The sequence below is a fragment of the Streptomyces sp. NPDC008125 genome, assembly GCF_042957125.1.
In the GTDB taxonomy this organism is placed as follows: domain Bacteria; phylum Actinomycetota; class Actinomycetes; order Streptomycetales; family Streptomycetaceae; genus Streptomyces.
On record NZ_JBIBHR010000031.1, the window covers coordinates 29684 to 50100 of the forward strand.

Below are 20417 nucleotides of genomic sequence, written 5' to 3' on the forward strand. Positions count from 1 at the left end.
CGGGCTGGACGGTTCGGGCGGGGCGGAGGGGCGCGGGAGGGGTGGACGGTTCAGGCAGGGAATCGGGGGGCGCGCACGGTGACGCCGGTGTCGTCGCCGGCGTCGTCGCCGCGGAGGGAGGCCGTGACGGCCAGGGACGCCGCGCGGCTCACGGCGTGGTGCAGGGAACGGCGGCCGCGCACACCGCGGAAGCCACCCGGGGTGCGCAGCTCCAGATGGCCGCCGAGGTAGCCCCGTCCTTCTCCGGCGAGGGCGCGCTCGGCGGCGCGGCGGGCCGCGTCGAACAGCGTGTCCCGGCCGTCACCCTCCCTGCGCCCCGCGCCGTCGCCGGGGGCCGCCACGGTGACACCGGGCGACTCCCGTACCAGGAACCGGGCCCGGACGGTGCGGCCGTGCGGGAGGTACGCCCGGGCGGTCACGTCGCCGCTCCGGCGACCGCCTGCCCTCTGGCGAGGGGCAGCCGTCCGTCGAAGGAACCGTCGGGCCACCACAGGTCGTCGCGGTCCAGCGCCGCGACGTCGTACTTGCCGAGGGCGCTGGTCAGCAGGCGCAGTTCGAGGGCGATGCTCTCGACGAGGCGTTCCAGGCCGTGTCGGGGGTCCTCGTCGACGGCGATCAGGGCGGCGCGGCCCAGCCCGACGGCCCGGGCGCCGAGGGCGAGGGCGCGCAGGGCGCGTCCGCCCTCCCACATGCCGCCGCTCGCGAGCAGGCAGCCGTCGGGGCGGCCGATCCGGCGCAGGCACTCGGAGAGCGGCAGCCCGACCTGTTCGAGGAAGACCCGGGGAGCCCAGCCGGTGCCGCCCTCGGCGCCGTCGACCGTGACGGCATCGGCTCCGGCGGCCCAGGCGACACGGGCGGCGTCCGCGACGTCCCGTCCCGGGTGGAACTTCACCCAGGTGCGGGCCCTGGGGAAGTTGTTCCGCATGAAGCGCAGTTGCTGGCGCAGGATCTCGTCGGTGAAGGTCCCGGGCGTGGCGCACCTCAGACGGCGGTCGTCGTCCTCGCCGAACGGCCCGGTGACGGTGAACCGGCCCGCCAGTTGCTCCGCCTCCGCCCCCGAGACGACGGTCATGCCGCCGAGACCGGGCTTGGCGCCCTGGCCTGTCTTCAACTCGAAGGCGAGGCGCCCGGATTCGAGCAGCGGACGGGTGGCGGGGTCACTGTAGAGGAGGTTCCAGACCTCGGAGTCGGCGTCCTCGGTGGACTGCTGTACGACGACCCCGCCGACACCGTCGGGCGCGGCGTCCAGGTAGGCCTCGATACGGTCGAGCAGTGCGGAGCGCGTGACCTCCCCGCCGCGCCGGTAGCCGTGGACGGGCACCATGTTCTCCCCGACGACCATCGGAATGCCGAGCCGGCCTGCCTGGCGCGAGGCGTGGAGAGCGAGGTCGCCGCTGCCCGCACGGGTGGATCCGAACGCGGACAGGTACAGCGGCAGCGAGGCGTCGAAGCCGCCGGTCCGAGTGGTCAGGTCGACGTCGCCGTACTCCGGCTCGCGGGCGAGGTCGATGAGCTTTTCGAGCCGTTCGGGCATGAAGACGGGCGGGGCGACGCGGGCCCCGTCGAGTGCGTCGCCGGCCGCGGCCCCGGCGGCCGGACCGAAGAGCTCGGCGCCGTACGAGTCGGGGTCCGGGAAGACCTCCGCGGTGCCGCGCCGGGCGCGGGCGCGGATCCGCCCTTCCGGGAAGCCGGGTGCGGTGAGGGCGCTCACGGGGCCACCACCCCGGGGAGCTTCGGGTAGGCGCTGACCTGCCACAGCGAATCGAGGCCGGTGAGGAAGCGGACCAGGCGCTGCAGACCCATGCCGAATCCGGCGCTCGCCGGGATGCCCTCACGCGCTTCCTTCAGGTACCAGGCGTACTTGGCGGGGTTCTCCCCGCTCTCACGCATGCGGGTGACGATGGTCGCGTAGTCCGATTCGCGCTCGCTCCCCGAGACCAGCTCGCCGTAGCCGTGCGGGGCTATGAGGTCGAAGTTGCGCAGAACTCCGGGACGGTCGGGGTCCTCACGGTCGTAGAAGCCACGGGAGCCCTTGGGGTAGTCGTTGATGAAGAAGGGACGCTCGCTCTCCAGGGAGAGAAGCCGTTCGCCGGTCCAGTCGATCTCGCTGTCCGGGCTCTGCGGGTGACCGGCCCCGAGCAGGCGGGAGACGGCTTCCTGATGGGTGCACACGTCGTACTTGCCGCTGCGGATGTCGGCGAAGTCGGCTTCCTGGCGCCCGAGTCCGGTGAGGATGTCGGGGACGGCCGTCCACACGTGCTCGACGACGTGGGTGAGCAGCCCGGCGGCGATCTCCTGAGCGTCCTCACGACGGGCGCCGGCGATCTCGACGTCGATCTGGTGGAACTCCACCAGGTGGCGTCCGGTGGTGGCCGTCTCCTCCGGCTCCACACGCACGTTGGGGGCGATGTAGAAGAGCTTCGGGAAGCCCCGCAGGGACGCCTGCTTGTAGAGGATGGCGCTGGTCATCAGCTTGTACGGGCGCCCGTAGTAGTCGACGTCCAGGGCCTTCGCCCCCCGGCCGCCCGGGTCGGTGACGGGGCCGACGAGCGGGGGCAGCAGCTCGGTGAAGCCCGACTGCCGCAGATGATCGCGGGTCGCCTGCAGAACCTCCTGCTGCACGAGCATGGCGGCGCGCAGTTGCGGGGAGCGCAGGTGTTCGCCGAGCGGAGGCGGCAGGGCGGGGCCGGTCGGCTGCGGGGCGTGGTCCATGGCAGGGCTCCTGTTCGTGGGACGTGGCGGGAGAGCTGGTGCGGGAGGGCCGTGGTGAGGGGGCGTGGCGCGGGGGCCGCGGGGAAGGGCCGCGGGCCGGGTCGGGGAGTGGCCGGGCGGTCAGGTCGGGCGGGGTGCCAGGCTGTCGGGCGCCCGGACGGCCACCGGGTCGCGGGGCGCCCGGTCGTAACGCACGGCCATGTGGTGGAGGGCGGTGAGCAGGCCGTCGGCAGTGAGCGGAGTGAGGTCGTCCGGGGCGTCGGGGCGGATCGGCATGGCGCCGGTGTCCGACCAGCGGAGGCGGCCGTCGGCGCCGATGACGCCGCGGGAGCGGCCCGCGTTGTCGGGGTGGAGGCAGAACGGCACGTCGAGCAGGCCGCGTTCGAAGGCGATCGGCAGCGCGCGGGCGAGGTCGGCGTGGAGGCCGAGGACGGCCTCCACGAGGGTGCGGGCCTCTTCGTAGACCTCGCTCCGGGTGTCGTGGGCGGCCGGGTCCGGTGGGCCGGCGAGCGCCGCGGCCGCGGCGGCGGTCTCCAGGGCACGGACGTTCTCGTCGACGGTGGGGATGCGCCGGGACTCTGCGGTCGTCTTGACGAGGAGCCGCTGTGCCCCGGACCGCAGAGCGAGGCGGGCGGACGCCTCGAGCAGACGGGTCGCCCCGCGCTCCGTGCGTGGGTAGACACCCATGTACGTGTAGAGGACGACGTGGTGGTCCACACCGGCCGGCAGGAATTCGCCGGCCAGCCTTCGCAGCGCCCGTACGGCCTCCTCGTCCTGCCCCGGGTCGGTCTGTTGCGCGTAGCTCAACGAGACGCTGCGCAGGCCGTGCTGGGCGAAGAACAGGCACTCCAGCACGCTCATGGCGACGAGCAGCCCGGGCGGGCACAGCTGGCCCAGCAGGCAGCCGCCGAAGCTTTCCAGATGCGGGACGGAGCCGGAGCGGGCGCTCGCGGCGAGGAGCTCGCAGCCCTCGGCCCACGCCGTGACGGACTCCCGCAGCGGGGTGCGGCCGTAGGGCAGGCAGTACGAGACGGGACCGCCCTCGGTCGCGTCGAGACCCGCCGCGACCAGGGCCCGGACGATGTTCTGCGGGCGGGCCGAACCGTGTCGGACCTGGACGGGGAACCCGTCGTCGTGGAGACCGCCGAGCAGGGCCCGGGTGACGGCGAGCGGGTGGGTGACGAGGGGATAGCCGTTGAGCCGGGTGCCTTCGGCGAGCGCGGCACGGGCTCCGGCGAGGTCGCCGACGCGGGTGTAACTGTCGATGGTGAGCGTGCCGACGGTCGTGGCGGTGGCGGCCCTGGTCCGCGCCAGACCGGCGCGCATGGCCTCGGGGTCGCCGAATCCCATGCGGGGCTGGACGACGAGCCGGCCGGCGGCGGCGGAGTCCGCGACGAACGCGCCGAAGGGACGCGGGCCGTCGTTCATGCCGCCGCCGCCCGGGCGCGGCCCGCGAGGAAGGCGCACAGCGCCTCCAGGTCATCGGCCTCGTCACCGAGGACGGCGTCACAGCCCGCTTCGCGCAGCCCGGCCGCCTCGGACCCGCGGCCGTGGCCGACGACGCCGAGCTTGCCGCCGACGGCCACCGGCAGTGCGGCCAGGTCCGGTTCGGCGCGCAGCGTGCGTACGGCGGCGAGGGCGTCCCGGTAACCGTGGCCGTTGACGCTGCTGAGCACGACCGCGTCGGGAGTGTGCTGACGGCAGGCGGCCGTGAGCAGGCCGGGACTCACGCAGGGGCCCAGCGTGACGACGTCGTGCCCCCGCTCCTCCAGGAACAGCCAGAGATATACGAGGTTCCAGGTGTGGGAGTCCGAAGCGGTTCCGCTCAGGAGTATCTTCATGCCTCCGACGATATTTCTCCCGATGCCCCCCGGGAGGAAGTCGAGCGGCAGAAACGGGCGGCAGTTTCACGCCCGGTGGTCGGTCCGGAAGTTCCCTCCCGGTCGCCTTCCGGGGGCGTTCCACGAGTCTTTCCCGTCTCGCTGCTCCGCCGGTTCCTCGTCCACCCGCCTCCGGTGTGCCGGCACCGCGGTCTCCCGCGAGGCGTACGAAAAGGGCCGCGCCCCGCAGGATCTGCGGGGCGCGGCACGGGGTGACGAGGGGACCTCAGGCGTACTGGGCGACCAGGCTCCGGGGGCGGATGTCGGTCCAGTTGGCGGTGATGTACTGCAGCGCACCGGAGCGTTCTCCGGGACCCCACACGCTGGTCCAGCCGGCCGGGACGTCGGCGAACGCGGGCCACAGGGCGTGCTGGTCCTCGTCGTTCACCACGACGTGGAAGGCACCCTCGGAGTCGTCGAAAGGGTTCACGTTGTCGCTCATGAATAACTCCTCGTTTCGTTTTCCCGCAGGGTCTTCCCCTGCAGTGCGGAGAGTTTCTCCGCGATGATTCTTCCGATGTACGCGAGAGGTTCCTCCTCGGCCATCCGCAGATGACCGAATTCCACGGTGTGATTCTCGACCGCGCCTTCCAGGAAAGCGTTCCAGGTGGCGGCCAGCGCGCCTTCCGGCTCACCGGGTCTGCGGGCCGTGAAGAAGACCGCACCGGTGCCGGCGACGCCCGGCGTGTGCCGGGACATGAGGGCCGCGTGGGTCCGGGAGGCGCGCAGCACGGCTCGCAGCTCTTCGGTGCTGAAGCCGCCGAGGACGGGGTCCTCCCGGCGCACGCGCTCCACCGCCGCCGGTACGTCGTCCTCGTGGAGCGCGCCGGAGGCCGCCGCCCGTTCCTCGGGCGGCAGGACCGACACGCTGCCGGGGCCGGTCTGGTGCACGTCCATCAGCGCCAGGAGTTCGACCCGCTGGCCGGCCTCGCGCAGCCGCACGGCCATGGTGTGGGCGACGATGCCGCCGAAGGACCAGCCGAGCAGCCGGTAGGGCCCCCAGGGCTGGACCTGCCGGATGCGTTCCAGATAGTCGTCGGCCATCTCCTCGACGGTGGACGGGCGGTAGCCGGGCTCGCTGAGCGCACGGGCCTGGAGCGCGTACAGCGGCTGGTCCTCGCCGAGGTGACGGGTGAGACCCGCGTAGGACCAGCCGACCCCGGTGCCGGGGTGTACGCAGAACAGCGGGCGCCGGGAGCCGCGGTCGCTGAGCGGGAGCAGGACGTCCATGGCACCCGCGGCGCCGTCGTGGTCGTGCGGGTCGAGCAGCCCGGCCGGTGTCGGGGACCGGAACAGGTCGCGGACCGTCCGGTCGACGCCCAGTACGGAGCGCACCCGGCTCACCAGGCGTACGCCGAGCAGCGAATGGCCGCCCAGGGCGAAGAAGTTGTCGTCCAGGCCGACCCTCGGGACCCCCAGGATCTCGGCGAACAGCCCGCACAGCACCTCCTCCCGGGCGTTGCGCGGCGCACGGTGGGACGCGGCCGGGCGGTCCGGCGCGGGCAGCGCCCGGCGGTCCGGCTTGCCGTTGACGGTCAGCGGGAGGGCGTCCAGGACGACCACCGCGGAAGGTACCAGGTGTCCGGGCAGGGAGGAGCGGGCCAGGGTGAGGAGTTCCGCCTCCGTGACCGTGCTCCCCGCACGCGGTACGGCGTACCCGACGAGGCTCCGATCGCCCGGCCGGTCCTCCCGGACGACCACGAGGGCCTGGCCGACCGAGGGGTGGGCGGCGAGCGCGTGCTCCACCTCCCCGGGCTCGATCCGCACACCGCGCAGCTTGACCTGGCCGTCCGCGCGGCCCAGGAACCGCAGCTCGCCGTCGGACGTCCACACCACGCGGTCGCCCGTCCGGTACATCCGGCTGCCGTCGGCTTCGAACGGGTCGGGGAGGAACCGCTCGGCGGTCAGGTCGGGCCGGCCGAGGTAGCCGCGCGCCACGTGTGACCCGGCGATGTACAACTCGCCCGGCACCCCCGGCGGAACGGGCCGCAGCGCCTCGTCGAGCACGTGGCTGCGGGTGTTGTCCATCGGACGGCCCAGATGCAGCCCGCTGTCGCCGAGGGAGCTCCGGCCGCCCGTGAGCCACTGGTTGTGCGAGGCGAAGGTCGTCTCCGTCGGCCCGTACGAGTGGACCAGTACGGTGTCCGGGCAGTGCGTCAGGACCCGCTGGACGGCCGTCGGCGACGCCACGTCGCCGCCCGTCCACACCTCGCGCAGCAGCCGGAGCGTGTCCAGCGCCTCGTCGGCCATCACGTGGAACAGACCCACCGTGAAGTAGGCGGAGGTCACGCCGTGTTCACGGACGGTGCGGTCGGTCTCGGCGAGGTCGGTGCCGTCACCCCGCATGATCACCAGACTGCCGCCGTTCAGGAGCGGCACCCAGATCTCGAAGACGGAGGCGTCGAACCCGGTCGCCGAGTGGACCAGCATCCGGCCGGCACCGCCGGGCGCGGTGTCCCGGTCCGCGGCGAGCTCCGCCACATTGCGGTGGGTGACGCCCACACCCTTGGGGCGGCCGGTCGATCCGGACGTGAACATCACGTACATCAGATCGTCCCCACCGACCGCCACGTCCCGCTGCTCCGCCGGCCCGGCCTCCGGGGCGGGCTCGTCGATCAGGAGCACCGAAGGGGCGGGACGTCCGGGCGACGCCACCATTCCCGCGTGTTCAGCACCCGTGGCGACGAGACGGACCCCCGCGTCGTCGATCATCGTGCGGAGGCGGACCCCGGGCAGCCCCGGGTCCAGCGGAAGGTAGGCGGCGCCGCACTTGAGGACGGCGAGTGCCGTCACCACCAGCGGCACGCCGCGCTCCAGCAGCACCCCGACGACGTCGCCCACGCGCACCCCGGCCGCTGCCAGCCGGGCGGACAACGTGGTCGCACGGGAGTCGAGTTCGCCGTAGGACACGCTCTCCCCTTCACCGATCAGGGCGGGCGCCCCGGGAGCGAGCACGGCCCGGCGGGCGATCGCCTCGTGGACGGTGGCCCGGTCCCGCGTCACGGTGGCCGTGTCGTTGTACTCCGCGACCAGCCGGAACCGTTCGGCGTCGGTGAGCAGGTCCACGTCGCCGATGCGCACCCCGGGATCTTCGGCGGCGACGCGCAGCAACCGCTCGACGTGAGCAGCGAGCAGGGCGGCCGTCGCGGGGTCGAACAGGTCGGTGGCGTACTCCAGACCGCCCGCGAGCCCGGCCGGCCGGCCCTCGCCGTCCCGTCGCTCCGCCAGGGCCAGAGTCAGGTCGAACTTGGTGGACAGCGTCTCCAGCGGGGCCGGTTCGGTCCGCAGCACCGGGCCGTCACCGACGCGAGCGGTGTAGTCGTGGTGGAGCTGTACGACGATCTGGGCCAGCGGGTGGTGGGCGGTGCTGCGGACCGGATTGAGATGCTCGACGATCCGGTCGAAGGGAATGTCCTGGTGGGCGAAGGCGGCGAGGTCGGTGTCGCGGACCCGTTCCAGCAGTTCGGTGAAGGACGGGTCGCCGGAGGTGTCGGTACGCAGGACGAGGGTGTTGACGAAGAAGCCGACCAGATCGCTCAGGGCCTCGTCGTCGCGGCCCGCCGTCATGGTGGCCAGCGGCAGATCGGTGCCCGCGCCGTGGCGGGTGAGGACCGCGGCGAGGGCGGCCTGCAGGACCATGAGCAGGGTGGCGCCGCTGCGCCGGGCCGTCTCCTCCAGCGCCCGGTGGGTGGCCGCGTCGAAGGTGAGCGGGGCGTGGCCGCCCCGGTGGGTGGCCTCCGCCGGGCGCGGGCGGGCGGCCGGCAGCCGGAGCACCGGCGGGGCACCGGCGAGAGCCCGCTCCCAGAACGCGAGGTGCTCCGCGGCGGCCGGGCCGTCGAGCAGTTCCTGCTGCCAGAGGGTGTAGTCGGCGTACTGGACGGGAAGCGGCTCCCAGTCCGGTGCGTGGCCCCCGGCCCTGGCGGCGCATGCGGTGGCCAGGTCGGCCAGGAGAGGGCCGGTGGACCAGCCGTCGGCGGCGATGTGGTGGACGACCAGGACCAGGAGCCGGTCGCCGCCGTCGTCGGGGCCGAGCAGAGAGGCCCGCAGCGGGATCTCCTCGGCGAGGTCGAAGACGTGCCCCGCTGCGGCGGCGACCGCGGCCTGCAACCGCCCGGCCGGGACGGTCCGGACGTCCAGCACGGGCCACGCAGAGTCGAGGACCTCCTGGTGCGGTTCGCCCCCGACCGACGGGTAGCGGGTACGCAGCACCTCGTGGCGCTCCGTCAGGTCGGCCAGTGCGAGGGCCAGGACCTCGGCGTCGAAGGCTTCGGTGGGACGCAGCACCAGCGGGATGTTGTAGGAGGAGCCGGGGCCTTCGAGCGTGTCGATGAACCAGAGCCGGCGCTGCGCGTACGAGAGCGGCAGCCGCTTCGGCCGGGCGGTGCGGGCCGTCAGCGCGGGCGTCGTCCCGGGCTCGGCGCCCCCGCAGTCGCGGGCGTCCGCGATACGGCGGGCGAGGGCGGCCGGGGTCGGTGCCAGCAGCAGGTCGCGCACGTGGACGTCGGCGCCCAGACGGGCGCGTATCCGGTTGGCCAGGCGTACCCCGCTCATGGAGTGCCCGCCGATCGTGAAGAACCCCTCGTGCGGCCCCACCCGGTCCAGGCCCAGGATCTCGGCGAACATCTCCCTCAGCGCTTCGACGTGTTCCGCGTCCGCCCCGTCGCCGGTCCGTGCGGCAGCCCGGGCGGCGGCTTCCCGGGCCGCCCGGACGGCGGTGCGCGCACGGCGGTCGTCGAGGGACCGGCGGTCCCCGGTGCCGAGCAGCGCGCTGTCGGCGACGGGCGCCCCGGGCCGGTCGGCGCCCGTGCGCAGGGCCTGCTCCAGGGAGCTCACGAGAAGGCGGGCGGTCGCCTCGTCGAAGACGTCCCGCGCGTACTCCACCCCCAGTTCGAGACCCGCCGGAGTGCCGTCCGCCCCGCGGTGCTCCACGCACGCGGCGGTGAGGTCGAACTTGGTGGTCGTGGGGCCGTCCGCCCTGAAGACGCCGGTCAGCCCCCCGAAGGCGAAGGGTACGTCGGCCGGGGCGGCGCCGCGCAGCGTGAGCATCGTCTGGAAGAGCGGGTGCACACCGGGAGTGCGCGGCGGGTTCAGGTGCTCGACCAGCAGGTCGAAGGGGATGTCCTGGTGGGCGTAGGCGGCGAGGTCGGTGTCGCGGACCCGTTCCAGCAGTTCGGTGAAGGACGGGTCGCCGGAGGTGTCCGTCGGCAGGACGAGGGTGTTGACGAAGAAGCCGACCAGGGCGCCGAGCGCTTCGTCGTCGCGGCCCGCGACCGGGGTTCCGACGGCGACCCGGTCGCCGCAGCCGGCCGCGCGCAGGGCCAGGGCGAGGGCCGCCTGGAGGACCATCAGCATGCTCGCGCCCAGCGAGTCGGCGAGCCGGACGAGGCGTGCGTGCGCGTCCGGTCCGAGGTGTGCGGTGACCAGGCCGCCGCGGTGGCCCGGTACAGGGGGGCGGGGGCGGTCCAGCGGGAGGTCCGTGACGGCGGGCAGACCGGCGAGCGCGCTCCGCCAGTGGGCGAGCCCGCGCGATACGGCCGAGTCCGGGTCGTCGGCGGTGCCGAGGACGTCGTTCTGCCAGAGGGTGTAGTCGGCGTACTGGACGGGAAGCGGATCCTGTTCGGGGGCGCGGCCCAGAGCGCGGGCCCCGTACGCGGTGGCCAGGTCGTTCATCAGCGGGGCCAGTGACCAGCCGTCCCCCGCGACATGGTGGAGCAGCACGGCCAGCACGGCTGCCGGTCCGGAACCGGTCTCGCCGTCGGGCACGAACAGTGCGACGCGCACCGGAAGTTCGCGGGAGAGGTCGAAGGTCTCCGAGGTGAACTCGGCGACTCTCGCGTGGAGTTCGCCGACCGGGCACTCGACGGTCCGGGCGCGGACCGTGGAGGGTGCCAGGACGTGCTGGTAGGGCTCGTGCTCGGGGGCGAGGAAGACGGTTCGCAGCACCTCGTGGCGTTCGGCGAGGTCGAAGACCGCGGCGGCGAGCGCCGCACGGTCCGGCACACCGTCGAGTTCCAGCACGATCGGCATGTTGTACGCGCAGGACGGACCTTCGAGCTGGTCGAGCAGCCACAGCCGCCGCTGGGCGTGGGAGAGCAGCACCCGGTCCTCGGCGGGCAGCGGGTCCTCGTGCACGACGGACAGGCGCGGATCCGTGGTCCTCAGCGTCTTGCGGTCGATCTTCCCGGAGCTGGTACGGGGCAGGGCGGCGACGACGGAGACGGCGGCCGGCACGGCCGCGGCGGGCATGCGCTCCCGCACCAGACCGCGCAGTTCCTCAGCTCCCACGCCGCCCTCGGTGACCACGAACGCGACGAGCCGCTTGGTGCCGTCGGAGTCCTGCTGGGCGACGGTGGCGGCCTCGCGGACCTTCGGGTGGCCCGACAGGACGGAGTCGACCGCGGCGGGGTCGATGCGCTGACCGCCGATCTTCACCTCGTCGTCGAGGCGGCCGTGGTACAGGATCTGGCGGTCCTCGCCGATGGTGACCAGGTCACCGGTGCGGTAGGCGCGCTCGCCGCCGAGCTCGGTGAAGCGGCGGGCGTTCAGCCCGGGGTTGCCGAGGTAGCCCCGGGAGAGGCCCCCGCCGAGCAGCCAGAGCTCACCGGAGACGACGGCCGCGCGCACACCGGGCAGCGGGCGGCCGATGGGGACGGGCCCGTCACCGTGGCGGGTGAGGTCGGCGACCGTGGCGACCACCGTGGTCTCGGTGGGTCCGTACGCGTTGAGCAGCCGGACCCGTTCGCCGGTGAGCCGGCGCCACTGGGCGACCCGCTCGGGCAGCGCCGCCTCCCCGTAGATGATCACGGTTTCCAGGCACGCGGGGAGGGTGACCGAGCCGGTGGCGAGGACGTGGACGAGCTCGTGCCAGTAGGCGGCCGGCAGGTCGAGCAGGGTGATGCCGTGGTCTGCGCAGCCGGCGAGCAGATCGCGTACGTCGAGCATGTCGTCCGTACGCAGCACCAGGGTGCCGCCCGCCCCGAGGGTGGTGAACAGCTCCTGGACACTGGCATCGAAGTGGAGAGGGGAGAACTGCAGGACACGGGAGGCGGGACCGACGCCGTACGCGGGGGTGGCGCCCGCTATGAAGTGCGCGAGCGAGTCGTGGGCGACGACGACACCGTTGGGGGTGCCCGTGGACCCGGACGTGTAGATCACGTAGGCGGCCCCGGCCGGCGCGCCGGGACCCGGGAGGACGAGCTCGCCGCTGCGGGCCACCTCGGCGGGCGCGGGTGCCCCGCTCCCGCAGCAGGCCTCGAGGACGGCCGCGTTACGGGCCTCGGGGGCCCGGACGTCGAGAGGGAGATAGGCGGCACCGGTGCCGAGGACGGCGAGGAGGCCGACGACGGCGTCGATTCCGCGCGGCCGGTGCAGGGCGACCAGGCGGCCGGGGGCGGCGCCCTCGTCGGCCAGAGCCCGGGCACGTTCCCGTACGGCGTCGGCGAGCCTGCCGTAGGTCAGGGCGGTGCCGTCGTGGATCAGGGCCACCGCGTCGGGCCGGGTGCGCGCCTGATGCGCGATGAGGTCGAGCACCGGTGGGGCGGCCGAGGGAGAGGGACCGCCGTCCAGCAGGTCTTCCGTTCCGATGGGAGGCATCCTGGGCTTTCCTTCTGTCGGGGCGAGGGACCGGGGCGAACGGTTCCTCTCGCCTCCGTGCCCTCACGCTAGGGGCCCGGGGCCTTCTCCCGAGGCAGTCGGCCCGGCAGCTCGGAGCGGCAGAAAGCGGGGGCACGGAGCTGCCGCTCCGCGCCCCGCTCTCCACGCGGAGCGTTCAGCCCCGGCGGGCGCCCGCCCGGGTGCGACGGCGAAGCGCCGGGGCGGCCCTGCGCCGGTCCGCCGGGGCGGGCCCCGCGTCCTCCGGCTCGACCGCGTCGGCGACGGCACCGGCGAGGCGTCGCGAGAGGCCCGCTGCCGTCGGGTTGCGGAACACGTCCCGCAAGGTGAGGTCCTGCCCGAATTCGGTGCGGATGCGGTTCAGCAGACGCACCGCCAGCAGCGAGTGTCCGCCGGACTTGAAGAAGTTGTCTCCGGCCCCGATGTCACGGCCGCCCAGAACCTCGCGGAAGAGACCGAGCAGCCGGGCGTCGGTGCCGCCGCCGGGCGCGGGCACGGTCTCCTCCGCGACGGCCGGGTCCTCACCGGGCGCCGGCAGCCAGGCCGTCCGGATCACCCGGGCCGGAGCCAGGTACTCGGGCAGCCGCTCCGCCGCCCAGCCGAGCAGCGCGCTCTCGGCCGGTGGCGCCCCCGGGGCGCAGGTGACGAAGACGAGGAGCCGGCCGTCGCGGACGAGGGCCCGCGCACCGGTCACGGCGGGGTGCCGGACGAGGACGCTCTCCACCTGACCGGGCTCGACCGGATAGCCGTGGACGGTGTGGACGGCCACCGGCCGGAGGGCGCCGTCCGCGCTCCGGTAGGCGCGCCGCCCGGTGGCGAGCAGCCCGCCACCGGGGGCCGGCTCGTGCACTTCGCCCGGGACTCGGACGGCGGTGCGACGCCCCTGCGCGTCGAGGACCACCGCCGGGCCGTCCCCGGGCGCGGGCTCCCCGTAGCGCAGGGCGGAGAGCAGAGCCCCGGCGTCCTCGGCGAACGCTTCGAGAGTGTCGACGAGACGCCGGGTCAGCAGGCGGGCGGTGTCCGCGTCGTACAACGCGGTCGCGTACTCCAGGACACCTCGCAGACCGGTCCGCGTCCCGTCCGGGCCGACGGTCTCGGTGAGCGCGAAGGTCAGGTCGGACTTGGCGCCGGTGCCCGGCACGACCAACGGTTCGCCGTCCAGGGCCGACGGGACGGCTGGGGCGTCGTCCGACCCCGCCGCGTTCACCTGGAGCATCACCTGCACGAGCGGCGCGTGCGCGGTCGACCGGTGCGGACTCAAGTGCTCGACCAGCCGGTCGAACGGCAGGTCCTGGTGGCTGTAGGCGGCCAGGCCCGCGTCGCGAACCCGGCACACCAGCTCGGTGAGGGCCGGGTCGCCCGAGGAGTCGGTGCGCAGCACCAGCGTATTGACGAAGAACCCGACGAGCGGGTGCAGCGCCTCGTCGGCCCGGCCGGCGACGGTGGTGCCGATCGCCAGGTCCTCGCCCGCGCCATGCCGGGTGAGGAGGGCGGCGAGAGCGGCCTGCACCACCATGAACAGGGTGGCCCCGTGGTGCCGGGCCAGTCGCAGCAGTGCCCGGTGGGTGTCGGCGCCCACCTCGAACTGGGCGAGCGCGCCCTTGCCGTCAGGTTCGGGCAGGCGGGGCCGGTCGGTGGGCAGCGCGAGCAGCGGCGGTATCCCGTCGAGGGCGGTGCGCCAGTACGCCAGCTGTTCGGCGGCGATGCCGTGTTCGCCGTCGAGCAGCTCGTGCTGCCAGAGGGTGTAGTCGGCGTACTGGACGGGCAGCGGCTGCCATCCGGGGGCCCGGCCCTCGGCGCGGGCCGCGTAGGCGGCGGCGAGATCGGCCAGGAGGCATCCGGTGGACCAGCCGTCACCGGCGATGTGGTGCACCAGCAACACCATCACCTGGTCCCCGGCGGTGTCCTCCAGGAGCCAGGCCCGGAAGGGGATCTCCTCGGCCAGGTCGAAGACATGACCGGCCGCGGCGTCCACGGCGGCGCGCAGTTCGTCCGGGCCGTCCGTCCGTACCACTTCGAGGACGGGTCCGGCGTGCTCCAGCACCTCCTGGTACGGCTCGCCGCCGGCCGACCTGTGCACCGTGCGCAGCACCTCGTGCCGGCGTACGACGTCGGCGAGGGCGGCGGCGAAGGCGGCTTGGCCGACCGGGTGGTGCAGCCGGGTCACCACCGGGATGTTGTAGGTGGCGCTCGGTCCCTCCATCTGGCCGACGAACCAGAGCCGCTGCTGCGCGGCGGACAGCGGCAGCCGTTCGGGCCGCAGGGCGGCGGGCACCGGCCGCAGCTGCGGCCGGACGGGCCCGTCGCCCTGCTCCGCGAGACGGCGCAGCAGCCCGGCCGGGGTGGGTGCCAGGAAGATGTCGCGGATGGCGGCCTGGACGCCCAGCGCCTTGCGGATGCGGTTGGTGAGCTTCCCGGCGAGCAGGGAGTGCCCGCCCAGCTTGAAGAAGCTGTCGCCGGGCCCCACCTCGTCCCGTCCCAGCACCTCGGCGAACAGGCCGCGAAGGATCTCCTCGCGGGGGTCGGCCGCGGCACGGGTGCGCGTCTTCCCGCCGTCACGCGGCTCGCCGGGGGTGGCGGCGTTCCGCTGCTCGGCCCGGGTGAGGGCCTCGTGACGGCGGTCGAGAGCCTCGCGCTCCGTGCCGGAGAGCAGACCGGTCCGGCTGACGGGTGTGCCGGCCGGCTGCTCGGCGTACGCGTCCAGCGCGCGTCGGAACAGGGTGAGGAGCAGGCGAGCGGTCTCCTCGTCGTAGCGGTCCGTCGCGTACTGGAGGCCGAGCAGTACTCCGTCGGGTTCGCCGTCCGGGCGGTACGTCTCGGCACAGTTGAAACTCAGATCGAACTTGGCGGTGGCCAGGTCCGCGGCGTCGAGGGTGCCGGACACGGCACCGAGACGGCAGGTGGTGTCCTGCGCGGTCTGCGTGGTGAGCATCACCTGGAAGAAGGGGTGCAGGCCGAGGGACCGTTCGGGGTCGAGGTTCTCGACCAGCAGGTCGAACGGCAGGTCCTCGTGGGCCATGGCGGCCAGGTCCCGTTCGCGGACCTGGTCGAGAAGAGTGCCGAGGTCCGGGTCGGCGGACAGGTCGGCACGCAGGGCGAGCGAGTTGACGAAGAACCCCACGAGGTCGTGCAGGTCCTCCTCGGGCCGGCCGGCGACGGGCGTCCCCACCACCACGTCCGGCTGTGCCCCGGCCGCCCGCAGGGCGACACAGAGAGCGGCCCGGGCGGTCATGAAGAACGTCGCACGTCGGGTGCGGGCGATGCCGGCGAGCGCCTTGTGGGCGCCGGCGCCGAGGCGGTCGGTGACCACCGCCCCCCGATGGCTGGGCTCGGTGGGGCGGGGGCGGTCGGCGGGCAGCCGGGTCGCGGCCGGCACGCCGTCCAGTTCCGCCCGCCAGTGGGCGAGCTGCTCATGGGCCGTGCTGTCGGGATCGCCGGGATCTCCGAGCATGTCCCGCTGCCACAGCGCGTAGTCCGCGTACTGGACGGGCAGTGGTTCCCATCCGGGGGCGCGGCCCTCGGCGCGGGCCCGGTAGGCCCGGTCGAGATCGGTGAGCAGGCAGTTGACGGACCAGCCGTCGGTGGCGATGTGGTGCACCAGCAGGACCAGCACGGCGGTCCCGTCGTGCACGGCGAACAACCGGGCCCGCAGCGGCAGGTCGCGGGTGACGTCGAAGGGGAGGCGCACGAAGGCGGTGACCCGCGCGTCCACGTCGTCGCCGGCGACGCACTCCTCGGTCTCCAGCGGCACGTCGGGATCGCCGACGATGTGCTGGTACGGCTCCTCGTCCTCGGTCAGGTAGACCGTGCGGAGCACCTCGTGGCGTTCCACCACGTCACGTACCGCCGCCTCCAGCGCCGGCCGGTCGGGGACCGCCTCCAGCCGCAGCACGACGGGCGCGTTGTAGGCGGCCGACGCGCCTTCGAGACGGTTCAGGAACCACAGCCGGTGCTGGGCGTACGAGAGGGGGATCACGGTTGCTGCTCCTCGGTGAGGGCGGGGGCGGGTGGACGTACGGGCCGGTGGCGGGGCGGAGTCGGCGCTCAGCCATCCTTCGCGGCCAGCAACTCCTCGATGTGGGCGGCGAGGTCGCACAGCTTCGGGTGGGCGTAGACCGCCTTCACCGGCAGGGCCAGCGAGAGCTCGGCCCGGACGCGGGAGACCAGCTTGATGGCGAGCAGTGAATGGCCGCCCAGCTTGAAGAAGTTGTCGTCGGGGCCGATCGAGGCCGCGCCCAGGACGTGCGCCCAGACCCGGGCGATCAGCTCCTCGGCCCGCCCCTCGACGCCCTGGCCCTCCGGCGCCTCCCCGGTGGTTCCGGCCGCCTCGATCCGGGCCGGCAGGACGGAGCGGTCGAGCTTGCCGCTGGGGGTCGTCGCGAACCGGTCGACGGCGACGAAGGCGGACGGCGTCATGTAGGCCGGCAGCGTGGACGCCGCGGCGGCACGCAACGCGGCGGCGTCCCCGCCCCGGTGATAGGCGATCAGGCACGGGTTGCCCCCGGCGTCCTCGCCCAGGATCACGGCTGCCTCGGCGGCGCCACCGGCCCGGCTCAGGACCGCCTCGATCTCCTGCACCTCGATGCGGTGGCCACGCAGCTTCACCTGGCCGTCGAGCCGTCCCAGGTGCACGAGACGGCCGTCCGGCAGCAGCCGGCAGCGGTCCCCGGTGCGGTACATGCGCTCGCCCGGCGCGCCGAACGGGTCCGCGACGAAACGCTGGGCGGTGAGGCCGGGGCTGCGGCGGTAGCCGCGTGCGACCCGGGGACCCGCCAGATACAGCTCGCCCGCCCCACCCGCGCCGACCGGCAGCAGGCGCTCGTCCAGCAGCCGCATCCGCAGACCCGGGAGCACCGCCCCGATGTGCGGTTCGCCCGGCTCGTCGATCCAGCCGGCGGTCGCGTCGACGGTGCACTCGGTGGGGCCGTACACGTTCACGGCGTTCAGCAGACCGGAACGGTGCGCGGCGACCAGACGGTCCCACAGCACCGGACCGATCGCCTCGCCCCCGACGAGCAGGGTCAGCGGGCGGGGGCCGCCGTCCGGCGTGAGCAGGTCCAGAAGCGGGTCCGCGTGGGACGGGGTGATGTCGAGATCGGTGAGGGCCTGGGCATCGACGAAGGCGGCCAGCAGGGCGGGGTCTCGACGGGTCTCCTCGTCGATCATCACCAGCGTGTCGCCGCGCGACAGCCGTACCCACTGCTGGACCGAGGCATCGAACGACGGCGAGGCGTTCCAGCCCACCCGCCGGCCCGCGCCGGCCGCGGCGCCCGCCTCCTCCAGCTCACGCAGCAGCAGGGATGCCGCACCGCGCCCGATCTCCACACCCTTGGGCCTGCCCGTGGAGCCGGAGGTGTAGATGACGTAGGCGAGCGTGCCCGGGCCGACCGCCACCGGCGCCCAGCCGGTGCCCGCGCCGCCGGCGGAGGCCGACAGTTCCGCCGGCGTCAGGGTGCGCAGCCCGGGGAACTCCGGGCCGCTTCCGTCGGCGACCATCAGTTCGGCGCCCGAGTCCTCGACGAGCACACGCCGCCGCTCCTCGGGGAGCGCCGGATCGACCGGCAGGTAGGCGGCGCCCGCCGCGAGCGTGCCGATGATCGCGGTGACCAGATCGGCGCCGCGCGGCAAGCACAGGGCGACGACGCTTTCCGGCCCGGCGCCGATCAGGGCCAGCCCCGCCGCGAAGGCCGAGGCCCGCTCGCGCAACTGGTCGAAGCTCAGTTCCCGGCCGCCGGCGACGACGGCGGTGCGGTCACCGGGTACGACGGCGAGCCGGGCCATCAGGTCCGCCGCGCCCGTCCCGGCCGAGACGCACACGTCGCAGGGGCAGGCCGCCGGGTGGATCGTGGCGGGGGCGGTGGCGCGCTCGGGGAGTACGGCGGTCATGGCGGGGGCGGTGGCGCGCTCCGGGAGTACGGCGGTCATGGCGGGGCTCACTTTCCGTACAGGGTGGTCGAGGGGGCGGAGGCCGGTGAGCAATCGGACAGCGGCACCGGCTCACCCATGGCGACGAGAATCTTCCGGTCACCGGTGAACGCCTCGCGGCCGTGGGCGCAGAGGATGTTGTCGACCAGCATCAGATCGCCCGCCCGCCAGGTCTCCCGAACGGTCACCGACCGGTACACCTCGTTGACGGCGTCCACCTCGGCGTCGGTGAGTGCGGTGCCGTCACCGAGGTAGGTGTTGAACGGCAGCCCGTCCGCACCGAAGGTGTCGATCAGCACGTCGCGGACGTCCTCGTCGAGAGTCCGCGCGTTCCAGAACGCGAAGTGGTTGAACCAGACCCGATCACCGGTCACCGGGTGCGTGATGATGGCCGCACGTCTCTGACGCGTACGCAGGGTCTCCTCGTCCAGCCATTCGCAGCCGATGGCGTGCGCGTCGCAGTACTCCTCGGCGTCCTCGGGCCGGTCGGCGGAGAACGCCTTGCGCCATGGCATGCCCGCCAGGTCGGAGTAGTTGCGCACCAGCAGCCAGCCGGCCTCCGCGAACCGCGCGGTCAGCTCCGGCGGCAGCTCGGCCAGGGCCCGGCGCATGTCACCCACGGTGGTGGCGCCACCCGTCTCGGGGGCGGTGACACAGCCGAAGAGCAGCACGCCGGGGAAGTCCAGGGTGTAGCTGTTCTCGTTGTGGAGCCGGATGGGCTGGACGGCCGGCAGATCGGTCGAGGAGAACACGCCCTCCCCGAAGTCGGTGCGGGGGGTCGCCTTCTCCTTGTAGCCGGCCCGCTCCGCGATCAGCGCGTCCCGCGCCCTGGCGAACGTCGTCGCGTCGGTGACCGGCAGGCCACGCAGCATGACCGCACCGGAGCGGTGCAGTTCCGCCTGGATCGCGGGCCGCTGGGAGGCCAGCCACGCGGTGGCCTCCGCCATGGTGGCGAACTCCGGTGTGCTGACGATCGCCGGCTTGCCGGGCTCCCGGACGACGGCGATACCGGTGGCGGCGGGCAGCTGTGCGAGAGCGGTCATGGTGGTTCCTCTTCCCTGAGCGAAGTTTCGGTGGAGTGCGGAGGCGGCCGGTGCGGTTACGCGGCCGCGGTGGCGGAGTCGCGATGGACGTCCAGGACCGGAATCAGGCGGTCGAAGAAGCCGCGGAGGTCCTGCTGGAAGTAGAAGTGGTCGCCGGGCAGGACGTGCGGGAGGACCTCGTGGCCGGACACCCGCGACCACCCGGCAAGCATGTCCCGCGGAACGATCGGGTCGGCGTCCCCGCCGAACACCGTGACCCGGCAGTCCAGCCGGGTGTCCGGGGCGGTGCACCGGTAGGCGTCGTCGATCGCGAAGTCGGCCCGGATGGACGGCAGAACGATCTCGCGCAACTCCGGGTCGTCCAGGATGCCGTCGTCGGTGCCGCCGCGCGCCTTGATGGCGGCGACCAACTCGTCGTCGTCCAGCCGCTCCGGGTGCACCGGGCACTGGTTGGGCAGCACCGGCGCCCGGCACGCGGAGGCGATCAGCCCGCGCGGGCCGCGCCCGGCGGCCCGCAAGGCACGGGTCACCTCGAAGGCCACCAGGGAACCCATGCTGTGCCCGAACACCACCAGTTCGCCGGTGTCGGCCGGCAGCGAGTCCACCACGGGCTGCGCCAGATCGTCCACGGACAACGGCAGGTCCTCGCAGTAGCGGGCGCCACGTCCCGGGTACTGGCCGATCAGCAGGCGCACATCGGCCGGCAGGTGCTCGCGCCAGCCGCCGTAGGCGTGGGCGTTGCCCCCGGCGTGCGGCAGCACCAGCAGCGACAGGCTGTGCGGGGTGTCACCGGGGAGGTCCCAGACGACGTCTTCGGGGGCGGGGGAGGCGGTCATGAGGTGATCCGTTCTGTCTCGGTGCGACGGCGGAGGGTGGGCCGGGCCTTCTTGGCCGGCGCGGTCTGCTGCGCGCTGATGTGCGCGGCCAGCCGGGCTGGTGTGGGGTGCTGGAAGACGTCGCGGGCGGTGAGCCGGACGTCGAGGGCCACAGCGATGTGGTTGGTGAGGCGGGCGGCGAGGAGGGAGTGGCCGCCGTGGTGGAAGAAGTCGTCGTCGATGCTCAGCACGGCGTCGACACCCAGTGCGCGGGTGAAGAGGGCGACGAGGGTCTCTTCGAGCGGGTTGCGCGGGGCGCGACCGCCCGACTCGACCGCGGCGGGTTGGGGGAGGGCGCGTTTGTCGATTTTGCCGTTGGGGGTGAGGGGGAGTTTGTCGAGGGTGGTGAGGTGGGTGGGGATGAGGTGTTC

12 protein-coding genes are annotated in these 20417 nt (G+C 73.8%); all 12 read right to left on the bottom strand.

What is annotated here, in order from left to right; genetic code table 11:
• Window positions 1-50 precede the first annotated feature (50 nt).
• Window positions 51-419, bottom strand: a complete 369-nt coding sequence (locus ACFZAX_RS33200; RefSeq protein ID WP_390966348.1) for a hypothetical protein — start codon at window positions 417-419, stop codon at window positions 51-53.
• A complete protein-coding gene (locus ACFZAX_RS33205) occupies window positions 416-1711 on the bottom strand; it encodes a glutamate synthase-related protein (RefSeq protein ID WP_390966350.1) in 1296 nt (431 codons plus the stop codon). The genes ACFZAX_RS33200 and ACFZAX_RS33205 overlap by 4 nt, the downstream gene beginning before the upstream one ends.
• Entirely contained in the window at window positions 1708-2712 is a 1005-nt protein-coding gene (locus ACFZAX_RS33210) for an amino acid--tRNA ligase-related protein (protein ID WP_390966352.1), read from the bottom strand. The genes ACFZAX_RS33205 and ACFZAX_RS33210 overlap by 4 nt, the downstream gene beginning before the upstream one ends.
• A 120-nt stretch (window positions 2713-2832) precedes the next feature.
• Window positions 2833-4140, bottom strand: a complete 1308-nt coding sequence (locus ACFZAX_RS33215; RefSeq protein WP_390966354.1) for a methylaspartate mutase — start codon at window positions 4138-4140, stop codon at window positions 2833-2835.
• Entirely contained in the window at window positions 4137-4553 is a 417-nt protein-coding gene (locus ACFZAX_RS33220) for a cobalamin-dependent protein (protein ID WP_390966356.1), read from the bottom strand. The genes ACFZAX_RS33215 and ACFZAX_RS33220 overlap by 4 nt, the downstream gene beginning before the upstream one ends.
• A gap of 265 nt (window positions 4554-4818) precedes the next feature.
• On the bottom strand, window positions 4819-5034 hold the full coding sequence (locus tag ACFZAX_RS33225) for an MbtH family NRPS accessory protein (RefSeq protein ID WP_390966357.1): 216 nt from the start codon (window positions 5032-5034) through the stop codon (window positions 4819-4821).
• Window positions 5031-12185, bottom strand: a complete 7155-nt coding sequence (locus ACFZAX_RS33230) for an amino acid adenylation domain-containing protein (protein ID WP_390966359.1) — start codon at window positions 12183-12185, stop codon at window positions 5031-5033. The genes ACFZAX_RS33225 and ACFZAX_RS33230 overlap by 4 nt, the downstream gene beginning before the upstream one ends.
• A 175-nt stretch (window positions 12186-12360) precedes the next feature.
• On the bottom strand, window positions 12361-16179 hold the full coding sequence (locus ACFZAX_RS33235; RefSeq protein ID WP_390966360.1) for a condensation domain-containing protein: 3819 nt from the start codon (window positions 16177-16179) through the stop codon (window positions 12361-12363).
• Between the two features lie 68 nt (window positions 16180-16247).
• Window positions 16248-18128 (bottom strand): amino acid adenylation domain-containing protein, encoded by a 1881-nt coding sequence (locus ACFZAX_RS33240; RefSeq protein ID WP_390966361.1) that lies wholly within the window; start codon window positions 18126-18128, stop codon window positions 16248-16250.
• 8 nt (window positions 18129-18136) lie between these two features.
• Window positions 18137-19171, bottom strand: a complete 1035-nt coding sequence (locus ACFZAX_RS33245) for a TauD/TfdA family dioxygenase (protein WP_390966362.1) — start codon at window positions 19169-19171, stop codon at window positions 18137-18139.
• 56 nt (window positions 19172-19227) lie between these two features.
• A complete protein-coding gene (locus tag ACFZAX_RS33250) occupies window positions 19228-20007 on the bottom strand; it encodes an alpha/beta fold hydrolase (RefSeq protein ID WP_390966364.1) in 780 nt (259 codons plus the stop codon).
• A partial coding sequence (locus ACFZAX_RS33255; RefSeq protein WP_390966366.1) for a phosphopantetheine-binding protein occupies window positions 20004-20417 on the bottom strand: 414 nt, incomplete at its 5' end. The genes ACFZAX_RS33250 and ACFZAX_RS33255, both read right to left, overlap by 4 nt.